The 25110-nt window shown below is 69.7% G+C and carries 25 protein-coding genes, 1 tRNA gene and 1 pseudogene; 8 read left to right on the top strand and 19 right to left on the bottom strand.

Going from position 1 to position 25110, the window contains the following annotated elements; translation table 11 throughout:
* Nucleotides 1-10: 10 nt before the first annotated feature.
* A complete protein-coding gene (lexA, locus tag IEX13_RS03460; RefSeq protein ID WP_188661362.1) occupies nucleotides 11-655 on the bottom strand; it encodes a transcriptional repressor LexA in 645 nt (214 codons plus the stop codon).
* A gap of 54 nt (nucleotides 656-709) precedes the next feature.
* The gene (locus tag IEX13_RS03455) at nucleotides 710-1216 is read right to left on the bottom strand and encodes a CinA family protein (protein WP_188661359.1); all 507 of its coding nucleotides are present in this window, start codon (nucleotides 1214-1216) and stop codon (nucleotides 710-712) included.
* A 41-nt stretch (nucleotides 1217-1257) separates the two neighbouring features.
* Here IEX13_RS03455 and mutS point away from each other — a divergent pair, with 41 nt between their 5' ends.
* The gene (gene mutS / locus IEX13_RS03450; protein ID WP_188661356.1) at nucleotides 1258-3834 is read left to right on the top strand and encodes a DNA mismatch repair protein MutS; all 2577 of its coding nucleotides are present in this window, start codon (nucleotides 1258-1260) and stop codon (nucleotides 3832-3834) included.
* On the opposite strand, the gene IEX13_RS03445 is transcribed toward mutS, so the two are convergent.
* Entirely contained in the window at nucleotides 3818-5002 is a 1185-nt protein-coding gene (locus IEX13_RS03445) for a trans-sulfuration enzyme family protein (RefSeq protein ID WP_188661353.1), read from the bottom strand. The genes mutS and IEX13_RS03445 overlap by 17 nt on opposite strands.
* 92 nt (nucleotides 5003-5094) lie before the next feature.
* On the opposite strand from IEX13_RS03445, the gene IEX13_RS03440 reads away from it, so the two are divergent.
* Entirely contained in the window at nucleotides 5095-5571 is a 477-nt protein-coding gene (locus tag IEX13_RS03440; RefSeq protein ID WP_188661350.1) for an Lrp/AsnC family transcriptional regulator, read from the top strand.
* A 1-nt stretch (nucleotide 5572) separates the two neighbouring features.
* Here IEX13_RS03440 and IEX13_RS03435 read toward each other — a convergent pair whose 3' ends face one another.
* The 7 genes from IEX13_RS03435 to ffh form a co-directional block, all read right to left on the bottom strand.
* Nucleotides 5573-5989 carry an RNA-binding S4 domain-containing protein gene (locus tag IEX13_RS03435; protein ID WP_188661349.1) on the bottom strand — a complete coding sequence of 139 codons (417 nt, stop codon included), beginning with the start codon at nucleotides 5987-5989 and terminating at the stop codon, nucleotides 5573-5575.
* 31 nt (nucleotides 5990-6020) lie between these two features.
* Entirely contained in the window at nucleotides 6021-7124 is a 1104-nt protein-coding gene (locus tag IEX13_RS03430; RefSeq protein ID WP_188661346.1) for an alpha/beta hydrolase family protein, read from the bottom strand.
* A 110-nt stretch (nucleotides 7125-7234) separates the two neighbouring features.
* Complete coding sequence (gene rplS / locus IEX13_RS03425; protein WP_425488988.1) at nucleotides 7235-7603, bottom strand: 50S ribosomal protein L19; 369 nt, start codon at nucleotides 7601-7603, stop codon at nucleotides 7235-7237.
* Between the two features lie 137 nt (nucleotides 7604-7740).
* Complete coding sequence (trmD, locus tag IEX13_RS03420; RefSeq protein WP_188661343.1) at nucleotides 7741-8499, bottom strand: tRNA (guanosine(37)-N1)-methyltransferase TrmD; 759 nt, start codon at nucleotides 8497-8499, stop codon at nucleotides 7741-7743.
* A 14-nt stretch (nucleotides 8500-8513) separates the two neighbouring features.
* Nucleotides 8514-9020 carry a ribosome maturation factor RimM gene (gene rimM, locus IEX13_RS03415; protein ID WP_188661342.1) on the bottom strand — a complete coding sequence of 169 codons (507 nt, stop codon included), beginning with the start codon at nucleotides 9018-9020 and terminating at the stop codon, nucleotides 8514-8516.
* A gap of 34 nt (nucleotides 9021-9054) precedes the next feature.
* A complete protein-coding gene (gene rpsP / locus IEX13_RS03410) occupies nucleotides 9055-9312 on the bottom strand; it encodes a 30S ribosomal protein S16 (RefSeq protein WP_188661339.1) in 258 nt (85 codons plus the stop codon).
* 106 nt (nucleotides 9313-9418) lie between these two features.
* A complete protein-coding gene (gene ffh, locus IEX13_RS03405) occupies nucleotides 9419-10792 on the bottom strand; it encodes a signal recognition particle protein (protein ID WP_188661338.1) in 1374 nt (457 codons plus the stop codon).
* Nucleotides 10793-10903: 111 nt separating this feature from the next.
* On the opposite strand from ffh, the gene IEX13_RS03400 reads away from it, so the two are divergent.
* A complete protein-coding gene (locus IEX13_RS03400) occupies nucleotides 10904-11701 on the top strand; it encodes a cytochrome C assembly family protein (protein WP_188661336.1) in 798 nt (265 codons plus the stop codon).
* Between the two features lie 504 nt (nucleotides 11702-12205).
* Here IEX13_RS03400 and radA read toward each other — a convergent pair.
* Complete coding sequence (radA, locus tag IEX13_RS03395) at nucleotides 12206-13603, bottom strand: DNA repair protein RadA (RefSeq protein ID WP_188661333.1); 1398 nt, start codon at nucleotides 13601-13603, stop codon at nucleotides 12206-12208.
* Nucleotides 13604-13750: 147 nt separating this feature from the next.
* Here radA and lexA (IEX13_RS03390) point away from each other — a divergent pair, with 147 nt between their 5' ends.
* Genes lexA (IEX13_RS03390) through IEX13_RS03380 form a run of 4 tightly spaced genes read left to right on the top strand, consistent with a single transcriptional unit; the run spans nucleotide 13751 to nucleotide 19489 of the window.
* Nucleotides 13751-14356 (top strand): transcriptional repressor LexA, encoded by a 606-nt coding sequence (gene lexA / locus IEX13_RS03390; protein ID WP_188661330.1) that lies wholly within the window; start codon nucleotides 13751-13753, stop codon nucleotides 14354-14356.
* A 1-nt stretch (nucleotide 14357) separates the two neighbouring features.
* Entirely contained in the window at nucleotides 14358-14978 is a 621-nt protein-coding gene (gene imuA, locus IEX13_RS03385; RefSeq protein WP_188661327.1) for a translesion DNA synthesis-associated protein ImuA, read from the top strand.
* Nucleotides 14979-14990: 12 nt separating this feature from the next.
* Entirely contained in the window at nucleotides 14991-16409 is a 1419-nt protein-coding gene (locus tag IEX13_RS14200; protein WP_229668437.1) for a Y-family DNA polymerase, read from the top strand.
* On the top strand, nucleotides 16406-19489 hold the full coding sequence (locus IEX13_RS03380; protein WP_308423888.1) for an error-prone DNA polymerase: 3084 nt from the start codon (nucleotides 16406-16408) through the stop codon (nucleotides 19487-19489). The genes IEX13_RS14200 and IEX13_RS03380 overlap by 4 nt, the downstream gene beginning before the upstream one ends.
* Nucleotides 19490-19493: 4 nt before the next feature.
* On the opposite strand, the gene IEX13_RS03375 is transcribed toward IEX13_RS03380, so the two are convergent.
* From IEX13_RS03375 to IEX13_RS03345, 7 genes are all read right to left on the bottom strand, one after another.
* The gene (locus IEX13_RS03375; RefSeq protein WP_188661321.1) at nucleotides 19494-20024 is read right to left on the bottom strand and encodes a hypothetical protein; all 531 of its coding nucleotides are present in this window, start codon (nucleotides 20022-20024) and stop codon (nucleotides 19494-19496) included.
* On the bottom strand, nucleotides 20021-20836 hold the full coding sequence (locus IEX13_RS03370; protein ID WP_188661318.1) for a S1 family peptidase: 816 nt from the start codon (nucleotides 20834-20836) through the stop codon (nucleotides 20021-20023). The genes IEX13_RS03375 and IEX13_RS03370 overlap by 4 nt, the downstream gene beginning before the upstream one ends.
* 81 nt (nucleotides 20837-20917) lie before the next feature.
* Nucleotides 20918-21601 carry an SOS response-associated peptidase gene (locus IEX13_RS03365; protein ID WP_188661315.1) on the bottom strand — a complete coding sequence of 228 codons (684 nt, stop codon included), beginning with the start codon at nucleotides 21599-21601 and terminating at the stop codon, nucleotides 20918-20920.
* 43 nt (nucleotides 21602-21644) lie between these two features.
* Entirely contained in the window at nucleotides 21645-22397 is a 753-nt protein-coding gene (locus tag IEX13_RS03360; RefSeq protein ID WP_188661312.1) for a MauE/DoxX family redox-associated membrane protein, read from the bottom strand.
* A 107-nt stretch (nucleotides 22398-22504) separates the two neighbouring features.
* The gene (locus IEX13_RS03355; RefSeq protein WP_188661309.1) at nucleotides 22505-23107 is read right to left on the bottom strand and encodes a hypothetical protein; all 603 of its coding nucleotides are present in this window, start codon (nucleotides 23105-23107) and stop codon (nucleotides 22505-22507) included.
* A gap of 98 nt (nucleotides 23108-23205) precedes the next feature.
* Entirely contained in the window at nucleotides 23206-24021 is an 816-nt protein-coding gene (locus tag IEX13_RS03350) for an FkbM family methyltransferase (RefSeq protein ID WP_188661306.1), read from the bottom strand.
* Between the two features lie 26 nt (nucleotides 24022-24047).
* Nucleotides 24048-24123, bottom strand: a tRNA-Thr gene (locus IEX13_RS03345).
* 159 nt (nucleotides 24124-24282) lie between these two features.
* Between IEX13_RS03345 and IEX13_RS03340 the strand changes: the two genes are divergently transcribed.
* Nucleotides 24283-24720 (top strand): OsmC family peroxiredoxin, encoded by a 438-nt coding sequence (locus tag IEX13_RS03340; protein ID WP_188661303.1) that lies wholly within the window; start codon nucleotides 24283-24285, stop codon nucleotides 24718-24720.
* A gap of 60 nt (nucleotides 24721-24780) precedes the next feature.
* Here IEX13_RS03340 and ispH read toward each other — a convergent pair.
* Nucleotides 24781-24930: pseudogene (gene ispH / locus IEX13_RS03335) on the bottom strand (4-hydroxy-3-methylbut-2-enyl diphosphate reductase); the annotation flags it as partial.
* Between the last annotated feature and the right edge of the window lie 180 nt (nucleotides 24931-25110).

Here is a 25110-nt window from a genome sequence, read left to right as displayed (position 1 = left end):
TGGCCCAGGCTCAACGGTTCGGCCTTACGAGGCCGCAGTACAGACCTTCGATGGCGAAGTCCTGGTCGGGCTGGACGACAATGGGGGCGAAGTCGGGGTTGCGCGGCAGCAGGCGGATGCCTTCCTTGCCGATCTTGAGCAGTTTCACGGTGATTTCCTCATCGATTCGGGCGACCACGATCTGGCCGCTGCGAGCGTCATTGGTGCGGTGCACGCCGATCAGGTCGCCGTGCAGGATGCCTTCGTCGCGCATGGAGTCGCCCTTCACCCGCAGCAGGTAGTCGGGCGCCGGGGAAAAGAAGACACGGTCGAGCAACACCATGTCGTGAAGGCCGGCGTCGGCGCCGATCGGCAGGCCGGCGGCGACCTGGCCCAGCACCGGCAGGCGCAGGGGTGCGTCCCCGGCCGCCGGGACGAGGTCGGCGGCCGGGGACGACGAACCGGGGGACACCGCCAGGCGGATGCCGCGCGCCTGCCCGGGCACGCGGCGGATGGCGCCGGCCTGCTCCAGGGCTTCGAGGTGGTATTGGGCCGCGCGCACGCCCTTGAAGCCGAAGGCGTGGGCGATCTCGACCTGGGACGGCGGCACGCCGTCGGCCTCGATGCGCTCGGTGATCATGGCCAGGATGGCCTGTTGGGTGTCGGTGATGTCCATTAGTAGTAATACTACTAACGAACCCCTCCGGGCTGTCAAGCCCCGCGTGCGGCGCTAGCCGGCGAGGGCCATCAGGCCATGCAGGGCGGCGGCCACGGTTTGCCGGCGCACCGCGTCGCGGTCGCCGTCGAAGTGGAAAAGTTCGGCCTTGGGGTAACCGCCGCGGCGCTTCCAGCCTATCCAGACCGTGCCGACCGGCTTGTCCGGGTTGCCGCCGGTGGGGCCGGCGATGCCGGTCACCGCCACGGCGATGCTGGCGCCCGACGTCACCAGGGCCCCGGACACCATTTCCATCACCGTTTCCCGGCTGACGGCGCCGTGTTCGATCAGGGTTTCGGGCCGCACGCCCAGCAAGGCCTGCTTGGCCTCGTAGCTGTAGGCCGCCATGCCGCAGTCGAACCAGGCCGAGCAGCCCGGGATGTCGGTGATCATCTTGGCGATCCAGCCGCCGGTGCAGCTTTCGGCGGTGGCCAGCATCAGGTGGCTGGCCTGCAGGCGCACGCCCACGTCTTCGGCCAGGGCATGCAATTGATCGTCGGTCGGCAGGGCGTCGGTGGCCATGGCCGCTAGACTATAGGGCCGCCCCCGCCATTGCCATCCGGATGCCCGCCTCGGAAACGCCCCAGCACACGCCGCTGATGAAGCAGTTCTTCGCCGCCAAGGCGGAGTACCCCGACATCCTGCTGTTCTTCCGGATGGGCGACTTCTACGAATTGTTCTACGACGACGCGCGCAAGGCGGCGCGGCTGCTGGACATCACCCTGACCCAGCGCGGCAGCTCCGGCGGCGCGCCGATTCCGATGGCCGGCGTGCCGGTGCATGCCTACGAGGGTTACCTCGCGCGCCTGGTCGCGCTGGGCGAGTCGGTGGCCATCTGCGAACAGATCGGCGACCCAGCCGCCAGCAAGGGCCTGGTCGAACGCAAGGTCGTGCGCATCGTCACTCCGGGCACGGTCACCGACGAAGCCCTGCTGCAGGAACGCCGCGACACCCTGCTGATGGCTCTCAGCCGCGGCCGCAGCGGTTTCGGCCTGGCCTGGGCCGACCTGGCCGGCGGCCGTTTCCTGGTCTCTGAAGTCGCCGACGAGGACCAGCTGGCCGCGGAAATCGCCCGCCTGGATCCGGCCGAACTGCTGCTGCCCGACGAAGACGGCTGGCCGCCCTTCCTGGCCACCCAGCCCGGCCTGCGCCGCCGCCCGCCCTGGGGTTTCGACGCCGACGCCTGCCGGCGCCAGCTGCTGAAGTTCTTCAAGCTCCACGACCTCAGCGGTTTCGGACTGGAAGACAAGGCGCTGCCCACCGCCGCCGCCGGCGCCCTGCTCGCCTACGTCGAAGAAACCCAGAAGCAGCAGCTGCCGCACCTGACCGCCATCGCCTTTGAATCGGCCGGCGACGGCATCGCGCTCAACGCGGCAACGCGCCGGCACCTGGAACTGGACAGCCGCACCGACGGCCGCAGCGAACACACCCTGCTGGGCGTGCTCGACACCAGCGTCAGCCCGATGGGCGGACGCCTGCTGCGCCGTTGGCTGAACCGGCCGCTGCGCGACCGCGGCGTGCTGGGCCAGCGCCACCACGCCGTGGCCACCTTCATCGATTCCGGCGCCCACGAAACCTTGCGCGAAACCTTCCGCGGCCTGGGCGACATCGAACGCATCCTTTCGCGCGTGGCCCTGCGCTCGGCGCGCCCGCGCGACCTGTCCACCCTGCGCGACGGCCTGGCCCTGCTGCCGGGCGTGCGCGCCGTGCTGGCACCGCTTGATTCCCCGCGCCTGGACGCCCTGGCCGCGGCGCTGGGCGAACACGAGACCACCGCCGACCTGCTGGCCCGCGCCATCGTGCCGCAGCCGCCGGTGCTGATGCGCGACGGCGGCGTGTTCGCCGAAGGCTTCGACGCCGAACTCGACGAATTGCGCACGCTGTCCACCACCGCCGACCAGTTCCTGGTCGACCTGGAGGCCCGCGAACGCGCCGCCACCGGCATCGCCACGCTCAAGGTCGGCTACAACCGCGTGCACGGCTATTTCATCGAGATCAGCAAGGGCCAGTCGGTGAAGGCGCCCACGCACTACACGCGCCGGCAAACCCTGACCGGCGCCGAGCGTTACATCACCGAAGAACTGAAGGCTTTCGAAGACAAGGTGCTCAGCGCCCGCGAACGATCGCTGACGCGCGAAAAGGCCCTGTACGAAGAATTGCTGGAAACCCTGAACCAGTCGCTGGAACCGCTCAAGCGCTGCGCCGCCGCCCTGAGCGAACTCGACGTGCTGGCGGCCTTCTCCGAACGCGCCCAGGCCCTGGACTGGTCGCGCCCGGAGCTGACCGACGCGCCCGGCCTGTGCATCGAACGCGGCCGGCACCCGGTGGTCGAAGCCGTTCGCGACGAACCCTTCGAACCCAACGACCTGGTGCTGGACGAAAACCGCCGCATGCTGGTGATCACCGGCCCGAACATGGGCGGCAAGAGCACCTACATGCGCCAGAACGCGCTGATCGTGCTGCTGGCGCACATCGGCAGCTTCGTGCCGGCTTCACGCGCTGTGATCGGCCCGGTGGACCGGGTACTGACGCGCATCGGCGCCGGCGACGACCTGGCGCGCGGCCAGTCCACCTTCATGGTGGAAATGGCCGAAACCAGCTACATCCTGCACCACGCCAGCGCCCAGTCGCTGGTGCTGATGGACGAAATCGGCCGCGGCACCTCGACCTACGACGGCCTGGCCCTGGCCGAAGCCTGCGCGCGCCACCTGGCGCAGGCCAACCGCGCCTACACGCTGTTCGCCACCCACTATTTCGAGCTCACCGCGCTGGCCGAACCGGGCAGCGGCATCGCCAACGTGCACCTGGACGCGATCGAACACGGCGACCGGCTGGTGTTCATGCACGCGGTGAAGGACGGCCCGGCCAACCGCAGTTTCGGCCTGCAGGTGGCGGCGCTGGCGGGCCTGCCGCGCAGCGTGGTCGAACAGGCCCGCCGCACCCTGGCCAGCCTGGAACAGCGCGGCGCTCCGCATGCCGTGGCGGAGATGAGCCCGGCGGCGCTGGATGCGCCGCAGCAATTCGGCCTGTTCGCGCCGCAGCCTTCGCCCGCGCTCGAGGCGCTGGACGCGATCGACCCCGACGAACTGACGCCGAAGCAGGCGCTCGAGGCGCTCTACCGGCTCAGGCAGCTGCGCTGAGGCGAGAGCCTTCCAGGGCCTGGGCCAGGTCGGCCCAGAGGTCTTCGACGTTTTCGACGCCCACCGACAGCCGCAGCAGGCCCGGGCCAATGCCGCTGGCCAGGCGCGCCTGCGCGTCCACCACGCGGTGGGTCAGCCCGGCCGGGTGCTGGATCAGCGTATCCACCGAACCCAGGCTCACGGCCGGCGTCATCAGCCGCACGCGCGACATCACCGAAGCCGCGGCTTCGTGGCCGCCGTGCAGGTCGAAGGCCATCAGCGCGCCGGGGCCGGCCATCTGCGTGCCCACCAGGTGCGCATTGCGCACCGTGCCCAGGCCCGGGAAAAAAACCCGCGCCACGGCCGGATGCCCAGCCAGGCGTTCGGCCATGGTGATGGCATTGGCCTGCGCACGTTCGACCCGGATGGCCAGGGTCGGCAGGCCGCGGTGCAGCAGGTAGGCACCCAGCGGATGCAGCAGCGCGCCGGTGGCCGCGCGCACGGTGCGCAGCGGCCGGGCATGTTCTTCGCTGCAGCAGACCACGCCGGCGATGACGTCGCCGTGGCCGCCCAGGAACTTGGTGGCGCTGTGCATCACGTAGGTGGCGCCCAGCGAGGCGGGCTGCTGCAGCACCGGCGTGGCGAAGGTGGAATCGACCAGCACCGGCACCTCGCCGGCGGCGGCCACCACGGCGCGGATGTCCACCAGGTCCAGCGTCGGGTTGGCCGGGGTTTCGATGATCACCAGGGCGGTGTCGGGACGGCGGCGTGCGGCGATTTCGGCGGCGTCCACGAACTCTGCTTCCAGCCCGCACAGGCCCGAGGCCAGCAGGTGGTCGGAGGTGCCGTACAGCGGCCGCACCACCAGTACGTGGCTCCCGCGCGAGCGGGCGTCCAGCAGCACCGCGGTCAGCGCGGCCATGCCCGAGCCGTAGGCCACGCAGGCTTCGGTGCCCTCGAGGCGGGCCAGCGCGTTTTCGACCCGGCCCACGGTCGGGTTGTGCAGGCGCGCGTAGATCGGGTTGGCGGCGCTGGCGGCGCCACCGACCAGCGCATCGAAACTTTCGGTGCCCGCATCCAGGTCGGCCACTGGGTAGGTGGTGGACAGGTCGATCGGCGGCGCGTGCACGCCCAGGCGGGCGAAGTCTTCGCGGCCGGCGTGCACGGCGAGGGTGTCGAAATGCGTCATGGCGGGCTCCGGGGACGGCAGGCGGCCACTATGGCGTAGACTTCGGCCTGGTTCGGGCCGACCGAACACTATTTCCGAATCAGGGGCCAAGCATGCATCTTGACCGAACAGACTTCGCCATATTGCGGCTTCTGCGAAAGAATGCGCGGCTGCCGAACAAGGACCTGGCCGCCCGGGTCGGCGTGGCCCCGTCCACCGCGCTCGAGCGCGTGCGCCGGCTGCGCGAAGCCGGGGTGCTGCAGGGTTTCCACGCCGAAGTCGCGCCCGCCGCGATCGGCATCGGCCTGCAGGCCATGGTGGCCGTGCGCCTGGCACGGCATTCGCGGCCGCAGGTGGAGGCCTTCCACGCCCACCTGCTGGCGCTGCCGGAAGTGCTTAGCCTCTACCACGTGGCCGGTGCCGACGATTTCCTGGTGCACGTGGGCGTGCGCGACAGCGACCACCTGCGCGACTTCGCGATGGCCGCCCTGACCAGCCGCGAGGAAGTGGCGCACATCGAAACCCACCTGATCTTCGCCTTCAAGCGCAGCACCGACCTGCCCGTTTACCTCGACGGCGACGAGCCCTGACCTACAGCGAGTCCAGGTCGCCCAGGGCCTGGATAAGCCGGCGCGCGCGTTTGTCGGGTTTGCCGGCCGGCGGCCGGTAGCCGGCGACGGCGGCGCGGCGTTCGGCGGCCAGCCGCAGGCGTGTTTCGCGCGCGGCCTCGTCTTCGGCGTACAGGCCCTGGGCGACGCTGGCCGGGCCGCGCCGGGCGCTGGTGCCCAGCACCTGCAACTCGAAGACGTCTTCGCCGCGGCGCACCTGCATGGTTTCGCCCACGCGCACGCTGCGCGCCGCCTTGGCACCCTGCCCGGCCACCTGTACCTTGCCGCCCTCGATGGCCTCCTTGGCCAGGGCGCGGGTCTTGAAGAAGCGGGCCGCCCACAGCCAGACATCAAGCCGCACGGGGGCGCCCGCATCGGCGGACGGGGATTGTTTTGCCATGCGCCATGCTACGTCCGGGCGCGGCCCGGGCTCAACGTGCCTGGGCTGCCAACGCGGCTTCGATGGCGCGGGCAAGATCGAGCGAACGCGGCACGGCCAGGCCTCCGTAGCGGTCGTCCAGCGCCACCAGCGCATCGCGCGCGGCAACCACCTGACCGGCCTCGAGCCGGGCCTGGACCTCGTCCAGCGCGCCCGCCACGGCGGCGTCGAGATCGCGCCGGCAGGCTTCGATTTCCGGGGTGGCTTGCGCCGGGGCTTCCAGCCGGTCGAGTGCCTTGGCGAAGCCGCGGGCGTCGGGCACCCAGTGGTCCAGGCGCGCCGGGCCGAAACTGCGCACGCCGGCGAAGCACAGGGCCTCGAAGCGTTCGCGCGCCAGCGCGTCGTTGCGACGGTTGGGCAGGTCCTGCCCGCCGGAAACCAGCACGAAGCGTCCGTGCATCCGGGCCTGGTCGAACAGTTCACGCTGCGGTGGCGGCATCAGGCTTTCGCCCACCACCACGCTGCCGGCGAACTGCAGGCTGCCCTGGAAAACATCGGGCCAGGCCAGCGCCACCCGCTGGGCCAGGCGCGCGCCGCCGGAAAACCCGCCGACGTAGCGCCGCGCGGGATCAAGCCGGTACGTGGACGCGGCATGGGCCTGCGCGTGCAGCACGGCCGGGATGCGCCGGCCGAACACGTCGGCATCATTGCCGGCGCCGCGCGGCATCACCAGCAGCAGGCCGCGCTGTTCGAGCACGCGCTTCCAGTCCGAAGGGATGGCGAACTCGTCCATCGGCGGCACGAACACCAGCAGGCCATAACCTGCCTCGGGCTGGCGTTTGGGCACGTACAGGTCAACCGCGAAATCACCCGGCGCGAATGGTTCGGCGGCGAGCCGCCTGCCTTCGGCGGCCAGGAAACGCGAGACGTCGCGGCCCGACAGCGGGCTCAGCAAACGCCGTGCGAATTCCGCGCCTTCGACGCGGTTCGACGGGCGCTCCACCGGCTGGTCTTCCAGCAGGCCCGTGGCGGGTGTTTGCGCGGTCGCCGGGGCGGGAACCGCGCAGGCGAGCAGCAGCGCCAGGGCCGGAACCGCAGCGCGTGCACGCGACATGGCGCGGCAAGGTGCGATCGGCATTTTGCAGGCAGCGACCATGGGGCGATCCTGCTACTCCCGGCTCCACCGGGCAAGTGCGGGCGCTGCCGGCATCGCAAACGCGAACGGCCGCCCTGGGGCGGCCGTTCGCTTCAAGCTTGCAGTGCGGATCAGCTGTTCGAACGCGCCGCCAGGTCTTCCTTGATGCGCGCCTTCTTGCCCTGCAGGCCGCGCAGGTAATACAGCTTGCTCTGGCGGACCTTGCCGTGGCGCTTGACGGTCACCGAGTCGATGATCGCGCTGTGGGTCTGGAACACGCGCTCGACGCCGAAGCCGTGCGAGATCTTGCGCACGGTGAAGGCGGAGTTCAGGCCGGCGTTCTTGATGGCGATGACCACGCCTTCGTAGGCCTGCACGCGCTCGCGGTTGCCTTCCTTGACCTTGACGTTGACGACGATGGTGTCGCCCTGGGAAAACTTCGGCATTTCCCGGGTGGCCTGTTCGGCCTCGAACTGCTGCAGCAGCTTGTGGATGCTCATGATATTTACGCCTGTGATGTTTGTTTTGAGTGCGCGCCAGAGGCCCGGGAACCGTGCGTGGCTATCGTGGAACTGGTCGGTGGGCTGACCGTGGAGCCGCGCAGTATACCCGCGCAAGCCCTTGAAAGGGAAGCGGTTCAGCCCCCCGGAGGGTGGCTGGCCCGCCACTGGGCGATGAAGTCCGCCAGCAGGGCCCGGTCGGCGGCGTCCAGGCGGGCCCGGGCCAGCAGGTCCGGGCGGCGCAGCCAGGTCCGGCCCAGGCTTTGCTGGCGGCGCCAGCGGGCGATGGCGGCATGGTCCCCGGACAGCAGCACCGCCGGCACGCCCTCGGTGCCCGAGGTCTCCGAGCGGGTGAAGTGCGGGCAGTCCAGCAGGCCGTCCTCGAAGCTGTCCTGGGTGGCCGAGTCGGCGTGGTTCAGGGCGCCTTCCTGCAGCCGGCCAACGGCGTCGACCAGCACCGCCGCGGCCAGCTCGCCGCCGGACAGCACGTAGTCGCCGATCGAGAGTTCTTCGTCCACTTCGCGCTCGATGAACCGCTCGTCCAGGCCTTCGTAGCGCCCACACAGCAGCAGCAGGCGCGGCAGCGCGGCCAGTTCCCGGACTTTGGCCTGGGTCAGGCGCGGGCCCTGGGGGCTGAGGTAGATGACCCGGGCCGGCGCCGGATCGGCGGCCTTTGCCGCCGCCAGGCAGGCGGAAAGCGGCTCGGCCAGCATCAGCATGCCGGGGCCGCCGCCGAAGGGGCGCTGGTCGACCCGGCGGTAGTTGTCGGTGGCGTAATCACGCGGATTCCAGGCCTGCACGGCCAGCAGGCCCCGCTCCTGCGCGCGGCCGACCACGCCCAGCGCGGCGCTGTCGCGGATGAAATCGGGGAACAGGCTGATGACGTCGATGCGCATGGGCGGCACCGGGCTCAGAAGTCCGGGTCCCAGTCGACCACGATGCGGCCGGCTTCGAAATCCACGGAAACGATGTACTGGCCGGTGACGAAAGGCAGCAAACGCTTGCGATCCCCCTCGACCACCATCACGTCGTTGGCACCGGTTTCGAACAGGTGCGAGACCTTGCCCAGGGACACGCCTTCGGTGGTTTCCACCGCCAGCCCTTCCAGGTCGGCCCAGTAGTACTCACCGGGGGCCGGGGGCGGCAGCCGGTCGCGCGGCACCCAGATTTCGGTGCCGGCCAGGGCTTCGGCCTGTTCGCGGGTTTCCACGTCCGGGAAACGGGCGATGACGGTCTTGGTGGTGTCCCGGCCAGACACGCCCGTGATCTCGCGTTCGGACTCGCCGGAACGCAGGATCCAGGGTTGGTAGCGGAACAGGGCGTCGCGGGGCTCGGTCCAGGAGAAGAGCTTTATCTCGCCCCGGACGCCAAAGGCGCCGGCGACCCTGCCCAGCAGGATGCGGCGCCCGTTGGTCATGTGATCAGGCCTCGCGCGGGGCGAGGCCGGGGCCTCAGGCCGCAGCCTTGGCCGTGGAGACTTCCTTCACCAGCGCACTGACCTTTTCGGTCAGCTGGGCGCCGTGGGAAACCCAATGCTCGACGCGCTCGGTGTTGAGCTCGACGCGCTTTTCGTTGCCCTGGGCGACCGGGTTGTAGAAACCCAGGCGCTCGATCGAGCGGCCGTCGCGCTTGTTGCGCGAGTCGGTGACGATGATGTGGTAGAAGGGGCGCTTCTTGGCGCCGCCGCGGGTCAGACGGATCTTGACCATGTGGGTTAGCTCTTTATGCAGTTCTGGGACGGTGGTCCAGACCGCAAGCGGCCCGGGGAATCGCGGATTATAGCGGGATATTGCCGGAGTTGGGAAGGCTGGCGGCTCAGCGGCCCGGGAAGCGGCCCGGGAAACCCCCGCCCATCATGCCCTTCATGCCCCGCATCAGGCCCTTCATGCCGCCCTGGGACAGCTTGGACATCATCTTTTCCATCTGCTGGTGCTGCTTGAGGACCTTGTTCACATCCGCCGGGGTGGTGCCCGACCCCCGGGCCACCCGGGCCCGGCGCGAGCCGTTCAGGAGGCCCGGGTTGCGGCGTTCCTTCTTGGTCATCGAGTTGATGATGGCCACCATGCGCGGCACTTCCTTGCCGGTCACCTGAGCCTTCACGTGCTCGGGCATCTGGCCCATGCCGGGCAGCTTGTCCATCAGGCCCGACAGGCCGCCCATGTTCTGCATCTGCTCGAGCTGGTCGCGCATGTCGTTGAGGTCGAACTTCTTGCCCTTAGCGACCTTCTCGGCCAGCTTCTGGGCCTTGTCCTTGTCGACCTTCTGTTCGACCTCCTCGACCAGGCTGAGAACGTCGCCCATGTCCAGGATGCGGCTGGCGGCGCGGTCGGGGTGGAAAACGTCTAGGCCGTCGGGCTTTTCGCCGACGCCGACGAACTTGATCGGCTTGCCGGTGATGTAGCGAACGCTCAGCGCGGCGCCGCCGCGGGCGTCGCCGTCGGTCTTGGTCAGCACCACGCCGGTCAGCGGCAGCGCCTCGGCGAAGGCCTTGGCGGTGTTGGCCGCGTCCTGGCCGGTCATGGCATCGACCACGAACAGGGTTTCGACCGGGTTGACCGCGGCGTGCAGGGCCTGGATCTCGGCCATCATGGCCTCGTCGATCGTGGTGCGGCCGGCGGTGTCCACCAGCAGCACGTCGACGAAGCTCTTGCGCGCGGCATCGATGGCGGCAAGCACGATGGCCTCGGGCTTCTGGTCGGCGCTGGACGGGAAGAACAGCACGTCCACCTGCCTGGCCAGGGTCTCGAGCTGGGCGATCGCGGCCGGGCGGTAGACGTCGGCCGACACCACCATCACCTTTTTCTTCTTGCGTTCCTTCAGGTGCTTGGCGAGCTTGCCGACCGTGGTGGTCTTGCCCGCGCCCTGCAGGCCGGCCATCAGGATGACCGCCGGGGCCGGCACGTTGAGGTTGAGTTCGCTGGCCGAGGAACCCATCACCGCGGCCATCTCGTCGCGCACGACCTTGATCAGGGCCTGGCCCGGGGTGAGGCTGGTCAGCACTTCCTGGCCGACCGCACGCGCCTTGATGCGTTCGATCAGCGCCGAAACCACCGGCAGGGCGACGTCGGCTTCGAGCAGCGCGATGCGCACCTCGCGGGTGGCTTCGCGGATGTTCTCCTCGGTCAGGCGGCCGCGGCCGCGCAGTTTCTGGAGGGTGCCGGACAGGCGCTGGGTCAGCGACTCGAACATGGGCCAGGGGTCTTTTCCGAAGGGGGGCGAAGTATAACGCGGGGCCGCCGGCGGCCCCCGGCCAGTCGAGAATGGTTCTCGGCTGGCCCGCCGCTGTGCCAAACTCGGCCGATGCCCGCCCTCGTCCTCGCCCTGCTCGCGACCCTCCTGTACGCCTTCGCCAGCCAGCAGCTGGCCGGGCATGCACAGGCCCCACATCCGGCGCCGCGCCGCTGGCTGTGGCTGGCGCTGCCGGCCGTGGCCCTGCATGCGGCGGTGCACGGCTGGGCCTGGCAGCAGACGGGGGCCGCCGACCTGCACTTCTTCCCGGCGCTTTCGCTGGTGGGCCTGGGCATGGCGGCGCTGACCACGGCGCTGGGACCGGCCCAGCGCATCGAAGCCCTGGGCATCATCGTCTTCCCGCTGGCGGCCGGGGTGCTGCTGGCCTATGCCCTGCTGGGCGGCAGCATCGCCCGCACGGACCTGGACTGGCGCCTGCAGCTGCACGCCCTGATGGCGCTGCTGGCCTACGCGACGCTGGCGGTGGCGACGCTGCTGGCGCTGATGCTGTGGTTCCAGGACCACGCCCTGCGCCAGCGCCACCTGGGCGGCTGGATGCGCCTGCTGCCGCCGCTGACGCAGATGGAAACCCTGCTCTTCCGCAGCCTGGTGGCCGGCTTCGTCCTGCTCAGCCTGACCCTGCTGACGGGCGTGCTGTTCGTGGACGACCTGTTCGCCCAGGACCTGGGCCACAAGACCCTGCTTTCGATCCTGTCCTGGATCGTGCTGGCGGTGCTGCTGTTCGGCCGCTGGCGCTGGGGCTGGCGCGGGCCACGCGCGGCCAAGCTGACGCTGTTCGCGATGGTCCTGCTGCTGCTGGCCTTCTTCGGCAGCAAGTTCGTCTACGAACTGGTGCTGCACCGCCCCTGAGTTTTCTTGTGGGAGGGATTTCAGTCCCTTTGGGCTTGGCCTTCGGCCAAGTGTCGTTCCCGGTTGTTTCGCAAGTGGAGGCAGCGTGCAGTCGCCCTGACCGCGACCGTGAACGCATTGCAGGGGGCTTCTCGTCGACATCCATGTCTCCGAGAGTCGGCCAGGGCGACCGCACGCTACCTCCTTGAATGGACGTCGGGGCCGCCAGGAGATCAAGAGCGGCAGGCGCCCTCGCGCCGCAAGCTCTGGCCATCGCCCCGAGTTGCCGGGAAGCTGCTTTCCCATCGGCCACCACGTGGCGTTGAGGAGGTGTCGCGCATTCGCCCCGGCCGACCATCGGAGACATGGATGTCGACGATGAGACTACATGGACGTACTTGCGGCGTGTCGGCCGGGGCGAATGCGCGGCGCCTCCACTCGCGGCAGCTGCGGTAGCGGCGCCCTGCTTGCCGAACGGCAAGGCAAAAGATTCGCGCCTGAAGGCGCTCCTACAAAAGGCGACATCTACTCGGCGGCGGCTTCGAGGGCTTCGGAGAGGCGCTCGACGGCGATGACTTCCATGTCCTTGTAGGCGCCCTTCTTCGGCGCGTTCGCCTTGGGCACGATGGCGCGGCGGAAGCCGTGGGTGGCGGCTTCCTTCAGGCGTTCCTCGCCGTTGGGCACGGGGCGGATTTCGCCGCTGAGCCCCACTTCGCCGAAGGCGATGGTTTTTTCGGCCAGCGGCCGGTCGCGCAGCGAGCTGAGCACCGCCAGCAGCACCGGCAGGTCGGCGGCGGTTTCCTGCACGCGGATGCCGCCGACCACGTTGACGAACACGTCCTGGTCGAACACGCCGACGCCGCCGTGGCGGTGCAGCACCGCCAGCAGCATCGCCAGGCGGTTCTGTTCCAGGCCCAGGGCCACGCGCCGCGGGTTGGCCAGCGGCGACTGGTCGACCAGCGCTTGCACTTCCACCAGCAGCGGCCGCGTGCCTTCGCGCGTCACCATCACCGCGCTGCCCGGCTGCGCCGTGCTTGAACCCGACAGGAAGATCGCCGACGGGTTGGGTACTTCGCGCAGGCCCTTGTCGCCCATCGCGAACACGCCCAGTTCGTTCACCGCGCCGAAGCGGTTCTTGAACGCGCGCAGCACCCGGAAGCGGCTGCCCGCTTCGCCTTCGAAATACAGCACCGCGTCGACCATGTGTTCGAGCACGCGCGGGCCGGCGATGCCGCCTTCCTTGGTGACGTGGCCGACCAGGAAGACAGACGTGCCGGTTTCCTTGGCGAAACGCACCAGCTTGGCGGCGCTTTCGCGCACCTGGCTGACCGAACCCGGCGCGGCGGTCAGCAGTTCGCTCCACAGCGTCTGGATGGAATCGGCCACCAGCAGGCGCGGCGCCGGCTTGGTGGCCGCGGCTTGGGCCAGGATCTTTTCCACGCAGGTTTCGGCCAGCGCATGCAGGTTGTCGAGCGGCAGGCCCAGCCGCTGCGCGCGGCCGGCGACCTGGGCCAGGCTTTCTTCGCCGGTGACGTACAGCGCCGGCAGCCGCGCCGACATCAGCGCCAGCGCCTGCAGCAGCAGGGTGGACTTGCCGATGCCCGGGTCGCCGCCGACCAGCACCACCGAACCTTCGACCATGCCGCCGCCAAGCACGCGGTCGAGTTCGCCGATGGTGGTGGACACGCGCACCTCGGCGTCCTGGCTGACGTCGCGCAGGGCGGTGACGCCGGCGGCTTCCGGACGCCCGACCCAGCTGCCGTGGCGCACCGCCGCCGGCGCCGCGGCCTTGGCGCTGCTGGCCGGCTCGACCACGAAGCTGGTGAGCGTGTTCCAGGCGCCGCAGTCGCCGCACTGGCCCTGCCACTGGGTGGTGGAGGCGCCGCAGTCGCTGCAGACGTAGGCGGTCTTGGCTTTGGCCATGGGGCGGGGGCTCGCTGGGGGAATCGGACGGGAAACAAAGGGTAGCCGGGCCGCGTCTCAGGCCGTGAGCCTGCCCGGGGGCAGGCTGCCCCCACGCCCGGCGACGGGGGACTGGCCGGCCACAGGAATACCACATATATTTGTGTCATGGATACCCTCACCGACCGCCAGCAGGCCATCCTCGACTTCGTCACCGCCCAGGTCACGCGCGAGGGCCGCCCCCCCACCCTGGCCGAAATCGCCCGCCACTTCGGCTTCCGGCAGGCGCGCTCGGCGCAGGCGCACCTGCAGGCGCTCGAGGCCAAGGGCGCGCTCACCCTGCTGCCGGGCCAGGCCCGCGGCATCCGCCTGGCCACGCTGCCGGCACCGGCGCATTCGCTGGCGCTGCCGGTGCTGGGCAAGGTCGCCGCCGGCGAACCCATCGGCGACCCGGACTTCGAAGGCCACCTGCTGCTCGACCGCGCGCTGTTTTTTCCGCGGCCCGATTACCTGCTGCGGGTGAAGGGCGATTCGATGCGCGACGACGGCATCTTCGACGGCGACCTGATCGCCGTGCACCGCACGCCCGACGCCGGCGACAACCAGATCGTGGTCGCGCGCCTGGACGGCGAACTCACGGTCAAGCGCCTGCGCCGGCGCAAGGACCGCATCACCCTGCTGCCGCGCAATCCCGACCACGCACCCATCGAGGTGCCCGTTGGCGCCGTGTTCGCCATCGAAGGCGTTTACTGCGGCCTGGTGCGCCGGGGCTGACATGGGCGCCGTGCTTTCCCTCGACACCCTGCTGGCCCAGCGCCGGCTCTGGCGCGGCCAGCCCCGCGGCCAGGCCCAGGCCACGCGCGAGCCCACCGGCCACGCCGCGCTCGACGCCGCCCTGCCCGCCGGCGGCTGGCCCGAGGCCGCGCTCACCGAACTGCTGCTGCCGGCCGACGGCGTCGGCGAACTCTCGCTGCTGCTGCCCACCCTGGCCCGGCTCAGCCGCGCCGGCCGCGACATCGCTTGGGTGGACCCGCCCTACCGGCCCTACGCGCCGGCGCTGGCCCGCGCCGGCATCGACCTGGCCCGCCTGCACATCGTCGACACCGGCGGCCGGCAGTCGGCCTGGGCGCTGGAACAATGCCTGCGCAGCCAGGCCTGCGGCGCCGTGCTGGGCTGGCCCCAGCGCGCCGACGACAAAACCCTGCGCCGGCTGCAGGTGGCGGCCGAAGCCGGCCAGGCCATGGGCTTCCTGTTCCGGCCGCTGTCGGCGGCGCGCAATCCTTCGCCGGCGGCGCTGCGGCTGCAGTTCGAAAGCGGCGGGCTGCGGGTGCTCAAATGCCGCGGCAGCCATCCCCCGGCGTTGCCGGTGCCCTGGGCACCGGCCCTTCGGCACTGATGCCGGCACGCCGTGCTCTGGGCCGCCATCCATTTGCCGCGACGGGCGCTCGACGCCGCGCTCCGGCGCCAGCCTGACCCCGGCGCCCCGCTGGCCCTGGCCGACGGGCCACCGCAGCGGCGGATGGTCGTGCAGGCCAATGCGTCCGCGCTGGCCGTCGGCGTGCGCGCCGGGCAGCCGCTGGCGGCGGCGATGGCGCTGTGCCCCACCCTGGCCTGCGTGTCCTTCGACGCGGGCGAAGCCAGCCGTTTGCTCGACCTGGCCTGCGCCTGGGCCTACCGCTATTCCGGCCAGGTCTGCCGCGACGGCGCCGACACGCTGTGGCTGGAAGTCGGCGGCAGCCTGGGCCTGTTCGGGCCCTGGCCCCGCTTTGAACGCCTGCTGCGCGACGACCTGCGCGAACTGGGCCTGGCGCATACGCTGGCGGTGGCGCCGACGCCGCTGGGCGCGCTGTGCCTGGCAAAACAGCAGGACGGCCTGATGGTGCGCGACAGCATCCAGCTGCGCCGCGCGCTGGATGCGCTGCCGATGGCGCTGGCGCCCTTCGATCAAGGCACGCACGAAGCCCTGGCCAGCCTGGGCCTGCGCCGCATGCGGCAATTGTTCGCGCTGCCGCGGCCGGGCCTGCGCCGGCGTTTTGGCGTCGGGCTGCTCGACACCCTCGACCGGCTCACCGGCGACGCGCCCGACCCGCGGCCGTGTTACCAGCCGCCGGACATCTTCGAGGCGCGCTTCGAGTTCGACGACGAAATCCGATACCACACCGGCCTGCTGTTCCCGCTCAAGCGATTGCTCGGCGATCTCTGCGCCTTCCTGATCGGTCGCGACGGGGGCGTACAGGGCTTCGAGTTGGTCTACGAACACGACCTGCGCCCGCCCAGCGCGCACGTGGTCGGCGCGGTGGCGGCCGAACGCGACCCGGCGCGCTTGTTCGAGCTGGCGAAGCTGGTGCTCGAACGCGAACCGATCCCGGCGCCGGTGCGCGCCTTCGGCATCCGCGCCACCGACCTGCCGCCCTTCGTGCCGGCCGGGCGCGATCTGTTCGAAGCCCGGCCCGCCGGCGCGATGGACTGGCCGGCCCTGCAGGCGCGACTGCAGGCCCGCCTGGGCGACGACGCCGTGCACCAGTGGGCGCCGCACGCCGACCCGCGCCCCGAACACGCCCAGCGACGGGTGCGCGAACTGCGCGGCCGTTACCTGCTGCCGCCGGCCCTGCCCCGCCCGACCTGGCTGCTTGAACGCCCCATCCCGCTGCGCGGCGCGGCGCCCCGTTTGCTGGCCGGGCCCGAGCGCATCGAATCGGGCTGGTGGGACGGCGACGACCTGCGCCGCGACTACTACGTCGCGCTCACCGCCGAAGGCCAGCGCGCCTGGATCTTCTGCGCCGCCGGCGAACGCGGGCCCTTCATGCTGCACGGCTGGTTCGCGTGAGCACCCCCGGCTACGCCGAACTGCACTGCCTGTCGCCCTTCAGTTTCGGCCGCGGGGCATCGGGCGCACGCGACCTGTTCGAACGCGCCAGGCAGCAGGGGTACACCGCGCTGGCGATCACCGACGAATGCACCCTGGCCGGCATCGTACGTGCCTGGGAGGCCTCCAAAGCCACCGGCGTGCCGCTGATCACCGGCAGCGAACTGCGCCTGGACGACGGCCTGCGCTGCGTGCTGCTGGTCGAAGATGAAACCGGCTACCGGCGCCTGTGCGAACTGGTCACCACCGGCCGTCGGCGCAGCGCCAAGGGCGAATACCGCCTGCACCGCCACGACCTTGAAGCCGACAACAGCGGCCTGCTGGCGCTGTGGCTGCCCGGCGCCGAACCCGACCCGCGCGAAGGGCAATGGCTGCACGGCCGGTTTCCCGGCCGCTGCTGGCTGGCGGTGGAACTGCACCGGGGTCCCGACGACGACGCCCGGCTGGCGAAGCTGCAGGCGCTGGCCACCACGCTGGGCCTGCCGGCGGTGGCCAGCGGCGACGTGCACATGCATGTGCGCGGCCGGCGCGCGCTGCAGGACGTGCTTACCGCCACCCGCCACCATCTCAGCGTGGCCGACGCCGGCGCCCACCTTTTCCCCAACGGTGAACGCCACCTGCGCACGCGCGGCGCGCTGGCGGCCATCTATCCACGCGAGCTGCTGGAAGAAACCCGCCGCATCGCCGCCCGCTGCACCTTCGACCTGGGCACGCTGCAATACCGCTACCCGCGCGAACTGGTGCCCGAGGGCCACACGCCGTCGAGCTGGCTGCGCGAACTGACGATCGAAGGCATGGCGCGGCGCTGGCCCGGAGGCACGCCGGAAAAAGTGCGGACGCAGATCGAACAGGAACTGCGGCTGGTCGCCGAACTGCAGTACGAAGCGTTTTTCCTGACCGTGCACGACATCGTGGTGTTCGCGCGCAGCCAGGGCATCCTGTGCCAGGGCCGCGGTTCGGCGGCCAATTCGGCGGTGTGTTTCGCGCTGGGCATCACCGAGGTGGACCCGGCGCGCATGAACCTGCTGTTCGGGCGCTTCCTGTCGAAGGAACGCAACGAACCGCCCGATATCGACGTCGATTTCGAACACGAACGCCGCGAGGAAGTCATCCAGTACGTGTTCCGCAAGTACGGCCGCGACCGCGCCGCGCTGGCGGCCACGGTCATCTGCTACCGCGGCAAGAGCGCCGTGCGCGACGTCGCCCGGGCCCTGGGCCTGCCGCCGGACCAGGTGGACCAGCTCAGCCGCTGTTTCGCCTGGTGGGACGGCGAATCACCCATCGAAGACCGCCTGCGTGAACGTGGCTTCGACCCCGGGGCGCCGGTGATGCGGCGGGTGCTGGCGCTGACCCGCCAGTTGCTCGACGCGCCCCGGCACCTGAGCCAGCACGTCGGCGGCTTCGTCATCTCCGGCCAGCCCCTGCACCACCTGGTACCGGTGCAGAACGCAGCGATGCCCGACCGCACCCTCATCGAATGGGACAAGGACGACCTCGAATCCCTGGGCCTGCTGAAGGTCGACTGCCTGGCGCTGGGCATGCTCACCGCGGTCAGCAAATGCCTGGCGCTGCTGCGCGAACACCGCGGCCGCGACCTGACGCCCGCCACCATTCCCGCCGAAGACCCGGCCACCTACGCGATGATCCGGAAGGCCGACACCGTCGGCGTGTTCCAGATCGAATCGCGCGCGCAGATGGCCATGCTGCCGCGCCTGAAGCCGCGCACCTTCTACGACCTGGTGGTGCAGGTGGCCATCGTCCGCCCCGGCCCGATCCAGGGAAAGATGGTGCACCCCTACCTGCAGCGCCGGCAGGGCCTGGAGCCGGTCACCTACCCGTCGGCGGCGCTGGAAGAAGTCTTCCGGCGCACCCTGGGCGTGCCGCTGTTCCAGGAACAGGTGATGCAGGTGGCGATCGTCGCCGCCGGTTTTTCCGCCGGCGAAGCCGACGAACTGCGGCGCGGCATGGCCGCCTGGAAACGCCGCGGCGGCCTGGAACACTTCCGCGACCGCCTGTTCGCCGGCCTGGCGAAGAACGGCTACGACACCGACTTCGCCGAACGCATCTTCGAACAGATCCGCGGCTTCGGCAGTTATGGTTTCCCGGAATCGCACGCCGCCAGCTTCGCGCTGATCACCTACGCCAGCTGCTGGCTAAAGTGCCACGAGCCGGCCGCCTTCACCTGCGCGCTGATGAACTCGCAGCCGCTTGGCTTCTATTCCAACAGCCAGCTGGTGCAGGACGTGCGCCGCGGCGGCATCGTGGTGCGGCCGGTGGACGTGCGCCACAGCCACTGGGACAACACGCTGGAAGCCTGGCCCGGCGATGCCGCCCGGCAGCCGGCCATTCGCTTGGGGCTGCGTGAAATCACGGGGCTTTCGCGGGTTGCCGGCGAAGCGCTGGCGGCGGCGCGCGCGGCCCGGCCCTTCGACGACGTCGCCGACCTGTGCCATCGCGCCGGCCTGGACGAACGCACCCGCGCCCTGCTGGCCGAAGCCGGCGCCCTGAAGGGCCTGGCCGGCCACCGGCACCGCGCGCGCTGGGCCGTGGGCGGGGTCGAGGCGCAGCTGCCGCTGTTCGACGGCTCGCCGGCCGAAGACGCCGCCAGCCTGCCCGTGCCCAGCACCGGCGAAGACCTGCTGGCCGACTACGCCCGCCTGGGCCTGACCCTGGGCCCGCATCCGCTGTCGCTGCTGCGCCGCCAGCTGGCCAGCCGCCGCTACCGGCGTTCGCGCGAGCTGCGCGAACTGCCGCACGGCAGCCGCGTGCGCGCCGCCGGCCTGGTGACCATGCGCCAGCGCCCGGAAACCGCCAGCGGCACCACCTTCATCACCCTCGAGGACGAAGACGGCATGGTCAACGTGGTGGTCTGGCGCGACCTCGGCGAACGCCAGCGCCGCGTGCTTATCGAATCACGCCTGCTGGGCGTCGAAGGCCGCTGGGAAACCGTCGACGGCGTGCACCACCTCATCGCCAGCCGCCTGCACGACGAAAGCGCGCTGGCGCGGCAGCTCAATGCGCGATCTCGGGATTTCCGCTAGCAGCTTACTTCCGTTTGTGGCGGAAAACACGCTGCACGAACAGCCAGGCCTTGCGCCACAAGGACGCTTCGAATGCCATGAACTTTGCCGCCCATGGCGGCATGCCCTCGGACTCGAACGTTTGCTGCGCATCGGACTTCGACTGGCCGGAGAAAACCACGGCCTTGTAAACCATGATCCCGAGCTTGATCTCAAGGGCCAGCAGACCGGCCAGGCCAACGTAGCGAAGCCAACCGACCGAGTCGATGAGATACCGGTGCTCGTTGGGGATGAGCTTCCCGGTGCACCAGATCGCGAAGCACGCAAGGGCCACGGCCTGGACGACAGCCGCCCGGCCCTTCCTGCGATAGCACCACCAGTAAAGACAGGGCAAAAGGACCACGAAATCAAAGAGGAGCGCGGCTTCGACCAGCCTGGCGTCCGTCCATCCAGCGAAGTACACCGAGCTCAGGTCACCGAGCGCAACAGCAAGCGCGACTGGAAGAAACCAATGCCTTGACAGCCAGCTTCGGATGGCGAGGTTCGTGCCGATCACGATTCTTCGTCCAGGGCCATCGTGGTCTCGATCCATTCGGCGTAGTGGTCGAGATGCAATCCGTAGTTTATCTGTCCGTACTTGCCGGGCCAGTAGGTCGCGGGATCTCCGTCAACATGTTTCCAGGAGGTAAGCCCGGCAACCTGCCACTGGTCGCCAACTGCAACCAGCAGGGGCCCGCCACTGTCCCCATTGCCCGCCGATCCTTCCAGGGGATGGGCGGCGGGCGGGCGGTCAAACACATAACCGATCCACCTGCCGTCTGACGTGGAGACCACGTTGAAGGCATGGCGAAGGTCGGTGCGGTTGGGCCCATGGGGATGATGTCCGGCCTCGCCGGTACCGGTGGCACCCTTGCCCAGTATCCGTATCACTTTCCCCAGTGGCGAGCCCCTGTAGATCTTCGCCGGCACCACATCGGCCACCGGATGGGCGAGCCTTACCAGCGCGATATCGTCCGAATCAACCAGGAATTCCATCGCGGCAGTGGCATCCTTCTCCTTCATCACCGCATCGATGAGCGACTGCGGCAACTTCTTGAAGCCGGGATGGAAAATGACCTTGTCCACATCACGAGGCTCGCCATTGAGCACGATCACGTCGACCTGCGATTGCCATGCGACGGCATGGGCGGCGGTCACCACCCATCGAGGGGCGATCAGCACGCCATGCCCTTCGGCCGGGACGTCCGCGAGCGCAGGAAACGACGAGGCTGCCGCCCGGTACTGGGCGTCCTGAACATCATCCCGGATAACGATGGCACCCGCATTGGAAGCGACGGCAAGAAGCAGAAAAAACACGAGACGCAGCATCCATGGGTCCTTGGGTTGCGAATGATCTGGCCGCCGGTTTCGGGGCGTAGACTATGGTAGCCGGACCGCGGCTCCATTGTGTCAGCTTGCATCGGCCAGGCGTTCCACCAGCGACGGCCCCTGGTTTCGCGGATTGCCCACGTCCGAACCCACTGGGTGGATGCGCAGCGCGGTCACGATGGGCTGCAGCAGCGCCGCGGCTTCGGGCACCGGCGCCTGCAGCCAGGTGTCCCAGGCCTCGGAAGGCAGCACCTGCGGCTGGCGGTCGTGCACGCGGCGGACCTCGCCCATGGCTTCGGTGGTGACCACGGTGTAGGTGGCCACCTGCTTGCCGTCGGCGTCGGTCCAGCGTGACCACAGGCCGGCGAACATCATCGGGTTGCTTTCGTCGGCGGCGCGCAGGAAGTACGGCTGCTTGCGCTTGCCGCCCTGGTCCACCCATTCGTACCAGCCGGTGACCGGCACCAGGCAGCGCTGGCCTCGGCGCCAGGCGTCGCGGAAGGCGGGTTTATCGACCAGGGTTTCGGCGCGGGCATTGATCGTGGAATACGCGATCTTCGGGTCCTTGGCCCAGTGCGGCAGCAGGCCCCAGCGCATGGACTCCAAGCCAGGGCCGCCGCCACCGGCCACCACCACCGGGTTCACCAGGCTCGGCGCGATGTTGTAGTGGGCGAAACCGGCGAGCGGGTTGATGACGTGCTCGACGAAACCCGGCACCAGGTTGCCCGGGCTGAAGGGGCCGAACAGGGCGTAGCGTGCGCACATGGCTGTCAGTCTACCGCCGCCCTGCCCGGGCGGGCGCCGGGCCCTAAAGCGCCGGCAGCAGGTAGCGCCAGCCCATCCAGGCGCCCATGGCCAGCATCATCAGGTTCTCCGTAAGCGAGACAAAGCCCAGCGGCACCTGGCTGCTGCCGCCGACGCAGGCGCAGCGCAGCTCGCGCTTGTCCACGTATACCGCCTTGAACACCGACGCCGCGCCGACGCCGCCGATGAACAGCGCCAGCGGCACCGACACGACATGCAGCGCGCCAGCCAGCATCAGCACGCCCGCCGCCAGTTCGGCGAACGGATAAAAATAGGCATAGGGCACGAAGCGCCGGCCCAGCAGGTCGTAGTTGAGGAACATGCTGGAAAACTGCTCGACGTCCTGCAGCTTCAGCATGGCCAGCAGGCACATGCCGATGGCGATGAACCGTTCGGCCAGCGGCACCGCCGCCAGGGCCGGCCACAGGCTGGCGATGGCCAGCAGCGCCGCCACGGCGAAAACCGCCACGACGGGCGTGTAACTGGTGTCGTCATCCCCGCGCACCTTCAATTCGAAATGTTTGCGCAGGTCGTCGTAACCGCCCACTCGGCGGCCGTCGATGAAGGTCTGCGGCGTGGTTTCCACGCCGTGTTCGTCCTTGAACGCGTCGGTTTCCGCCCGCGTGGTGAGCAAGCGGTCGTCAACGTCGAAACCTTTGCGCCGCAGCAGCCAGCGCGACTTCAGGCCATAGGGGCAAACGTGACCCGGCATGACCATGCGGTGCAGCCGTGCGCGTCGTTCGGTGTCCTGTGGCATGGGGAACTCCGTCGGCGATCACGGCACCCAGCTTAGCCCCGGCAGCGGCGGTGCAGCCGAACCTCGCCTGACCGGGGCGGGCCACCTGCCCGCCCCGGCCGCCGCACCTACTCCTTGCCGTCGCGTGGCTCCTTGCCTTCTGCCGGCTCCTTGCCCACCTGGCAGGTGACCACGAACTCCTCGCGCACCGACTTGACGCGCCAGGTGCCGTTGATGCGCTCGTACACGACTTCGCGAAATACATTGCCCTCGCAGGTCCAGATCGCCATGGTCGACCCTTCCGGCGCCGTCCAGCCCGGCAGCGGGTCCTCGCAGTCGACTTCGCGGCAGTCCTTGGTCGAGACGCCGGAATGGGTGCGCAAGGTTTCGCCGGCGAGCGGACCTTGCACGGCATCACAGCGTGCGTGGTCCAGGCGCAGGCCGAATTGCGTGGCATTGGCCGGGATACGGTGGCCGGCGGCCTTCCTGAAATTGCCCGCCGGATCCTGCGGCACGCGGGCCAGGGTGGCATTCAGCTGGTCCCGCACCCAACCAAAATCAGCGTCGGCCAGGGTGAAGTGTTTGGACACCGACATCGCCGAACACACTTCGGCCGGTTTCGGCGCCAGCCGCGCCGGCCCCTTGCCCACGCCCGCCGCGGGCGCCGCCAGCGCCAGGCCGCCACAGCCGGCCAACAGGCATCCGATCACCATCGTCTTGAGACTGCTCATCATTCCTCCCTCGCCCGTCATTGGACGCGACTAGGGTGGCAAGGCAGCAGCCGGGGCGCCGTAGGAAATCGGCCCGCAAGAACGAAGGAAGAAGCGCCTCAGGCGCGCGCTTTGAGGAAACCCACCGTGGCCTGGCCGGAGAATTCGCGAAGCCCGGCGAAATCCGGCACGGCGCCCGGCTGGTCCCAGGTGTCGGGCACGAAACCGGCGCTGGCGATATCGTCCAGCGCCTGCGTCACGTCCAGGCCACCGGCGCGCGACAGCGCCGGTGAAAGTTCGACCAGCAGCGCCCGGGCGCGAGCCAACGCGCCCTGTGCGCCCTGCATCACCAGCGGTTCGTAACCTTCAACGTCAACCTTGATCGCCGCCAGCGGCGCCTGCGCCAGACCAAGGCGGTCGAGCAGCGCGTCGAGCGATTCCACCGGCACCCAGGTGCCGCCCTGGCCGTGGTCCACGGCCAGGGAATGTTTGCCCAGGTTCGAACCCTTGTAGCGGCTCAGCAAGGCCAGGCCACTGCCCTTGCCCACCGCGCAGGCCACCGCGTCCACGCGCGATGCCAGGCCGTTGCGATCGAGGTTGGTTTGCAGCAGGCGATGGTTGCCCACGTCCGGCTCGACCGCGACCACGCGCTGGACCTTCGCCAGCCGCGCCGCCTGCAGCGTGAACCAGCCCAGGTTGGCGCCGACGTCCACGAACACCCCGCCAGGACCGGCGTTGATCGCGGCCAGCAGCCAGTCGGTAAGGCCGGGTTCGTAGCCATGGCGCCGCATGATGGTGCGGCCGACCACGTCGCGCGGGGACACCAGGAACCGCAGCCCGGTGGCCCGGTGCGTGGCCCAGGCCGTCTGCACCCAGGGCATCAGCCGCAGCGCGGCGTGCTTGATTGAGCCCGGGAGGTCCAAGGCAGCGCGCATTGGACCGGATCCCATGGCGTCGAAGGTGGTGCCGGAAACAGGAGTCGAACCTGCGACCTACGCATTACGAATGCGCCGCTCTACCAACTGAGCTATTCCGGCGGAAGGCGCGAATTCTAGGGCGACGGGCCCCTCGCGGTCAATTTGCCGGCTGGATCCGCGAGCCGCCGGGCCCCGGTGGCACGCGACTTGCTGCCTCTTGCTCGTGTCCTGTCGCACGTCCCGCGCCAGGGCCTCCCCCAGGACCGAAGGAGCGAGAGCATGAGCGAGAAAAAGGCAAACGTGCAGTGGCAGGGTGCCGGCAAGGAAGGATCCGGCAAGATCAGCACCGAAACCCAGGCGCTGCAGGCCTACCCGTATGGTTTCGGCAGCCGCTTCGGCGACGACCGCACCGGCAGCAACCCCGAGGAACTGCTGGCCGCCGCGCATGCCGCCTGCTTCACCATGGCCTTTTCCTTTGGCTGCAAGGAAGCGGGCTACGACACCAAAACGGCCAGGACCGAGGCCCGGGTACGCCTGTCCAAGGACGGCGACGGCTTCGTGATCGACCGTATCGAGCTGACCTTGCACGCGAGCGTGGAAGGGCTGGACACGAAACGTTTCGAGGAAATCGCCCAGGACGCCAAGACCAACTGCCCCTTGTCCAAGGCCCTGGCCTCGGTGCCCGAGATTTCGCTCGAGGCCCACCTGGAAGGCTAGCCGCCGGGCATCCTGCATGATCGCAGCGGGGGGATTGCACGATCACTCCGCAGCCCGGGCTCAACCCACCAGCTGGATCCGCCGCTCCTTGGGCAGGGCGAAGACCACGTCCTCGCGCTTGCCCTCCAGGTGTTCCACCCCGGTGGCGCCCAGGTCGCGCAGGCGCTGGACCACGTCCTGGACCAGCACTTCCGGGGCCGAGGCGCCGGCTGGAACACGCAGGCCGGGTCGCCAGCGACCGCGCACCGTGGGCAGCGATAAGACTTTTTCTCAAGAGAGCCGTAATTGGTGCCGACCATCATCCCCGGCTGTAGAAAGTGACGCAGCGGTCCCGGAAAATCTGCCGCTAAAAGGGGGGCGGGAAACACGGCCGCCACAAAAGGGGAAAGT

The sequence above is a fragment of the Arenimonas soli genome (assembly GCF_014643775.1).
Taxonomy (GTDB): Bacteria; Pseudomonadota; Gammaproteobacteria; order Xanthomonadales; family Xanthomonadaceae; genus Arenimonas; species Arenimonas soli.
Note: the sequence above shows the minus strand (reverse complement) of the source record. Positions and strands in the feature narration are given on the sequence as shown.

Excerpts from the sequence above, each read along its gene's own strand:
- rplS (WP_425488988.1), bottom strand. The coding sequence starts at position 7,603 with ATGAGCATCCACAAGCTGCTGCAGCAGTTCGAGGCCGAACAGGCCACC.
- IEX13_RS03350 (WP_188661306.1), bottom strand. The coding sequence starts at position 24,021 with ATGCGCGCTGCCTTGGACCTCCCGGGCTCAATCAAGCACGCCGCGCTG.
- IEX13_RS03355 (WP_188661309.1), bottom strand. The coding sequence starts at position 23,107 with ATGAGCAGTCTCAAGACGATGGTGATCGGATGCCTGTTGGCCGGCTGT.
- IEX13_RS03400 (WP_188661336.1), top strand. The coding sequence starts at position 10,904 with ATGCCCGCCCTCGTCCTCGCCCTGCTCGCGACCCTCCTGTACGCCTTC.
- IEX13_RS03455 (WP_188661359.1), bottom strand. The coding sequence starts at position 1,216 with ATGGCCACCGACGCCCTGCCGACCGACGATCAATTGCATGCCCTGGCC.
- imuA (WP_188661327.1), top strand. The coding sequence starts at position 14,358 with ATGGGCGCCGTGCTTTCCCTCGACACCCTGCTGGCCCAGCGCCGGCTC.
- radA (WP_188661333.1), bottom strand. The coding sequence starts at position 13,603 with ATGGCCAAAGCCAAGACCGCCTACGTCTGCAGCGACTGCGGCGCCTCC.
- IEX13_RS03445 (WP_188661353.1), bottom strand. The coding sequence starts at position 5,002 with ATGACGCATTTCGACACCCTCGCCGTGCACGCCGGCCGCGAAGACTTC.
- IEX13_RS03435 (WP_188661349.1), bottom strand. The coding sequence starts at position 5,989 with ATGGCAAAACAATCCCCGTCCGCCGATGCGGGCGCCCCCGTGCGGCTT.
- IEX13_RS03360 (WP_188661312.1), bottom strand. The coding sequence starts at position 22,397 with ATGCCACAGGACACCGAACGACGCGCACGGCTGCACCGCATGGTCATG.
- IEX13_RS03370 (WP_188661318.1), bottom strand. The coding sequence starts at position 20,836 with ATGCTGCGTCTCGTGTTTTTTCTGCTTCTTGCCGTCGCTTCCAATGCG.
- IEX13_RS03440 (WP_188661350.1), top strand. The coding sequence starts at position 5,095 with ATGCATCTTGACCGAACAGACTTCGCCATATTGCGGCTTCTGCGAAAG.
- rpsP (WP_188661339.1), bottom strand. The coding sequence starts at position 9,312 with ATGGTCAAGATCCGTCTGACCCGCGGCGGCGCCAAGAAGCGCCCCTTC.
- ffh (WP_188661338.1), bottom strand. The coding sequence starts at position 10,792 with ATGTTCGAGTCGCTGACCCAGCGCCTGTCCGGCACCCTCCAGAAACTG.
- trmD (WP_188661343.1), bottom strand. The coding sequence starts at position 8,499 with ATGCGCATCGACGTCATCAGCCTGTTCCCCGATTTCATCCGCGACAGC.
- lexA (WP_188661362.1), bottom strand. The coding sequence starts at position 655 with ATGGACATCACCGACACCCAACAGGCCATCCTGGCCATGATCACCGAG.
- IEX13_RS03365 (WP_188661315.1), bottom strand. The coding sequence starts at position 21,601 with ATGTGCGCACGCTACGCCCTGTTCGGCCCCTTCAGCCCGGGCAACCTG.
- rimM (WP_188661342.1), bottom strand. The coding sequence starts at position 9,020 with ATGACCAACGGGCGCCGCATCCTGCTGGGCAGGGTCGCCGGCGCCTTT.
- IEX13_RS03340 (WP_188661303.1), top strand. The coding sequence starts at position 24,283 with ATGAGCGAGAAAAAGGCAAACGTGCAGTGGCAGGGTGCCGGCAAGGAA.
- mutS (WP_188661356.1), top strand. The coding sequence starts at position 1,258 with ATGCCCGCCTCGGAAACGCCCCAGCACACGCCGCTGATGAAGCAGTTC.
- lexA (WP_188661330.1), top strand. The coding sequence starts at position 13,751 with ATGGATACCCTCACCGACCGCCAGCAGGCCATCCTCGACTTCGTCACC.
- IEX13_RS03430 (WP_188661346.1), bottom strand. The coding sequence starts at position 7,124 with ATGGTCGCTGCCTGCAAAATGCCGATCGCACCTTGCCGCGCCATGTCG.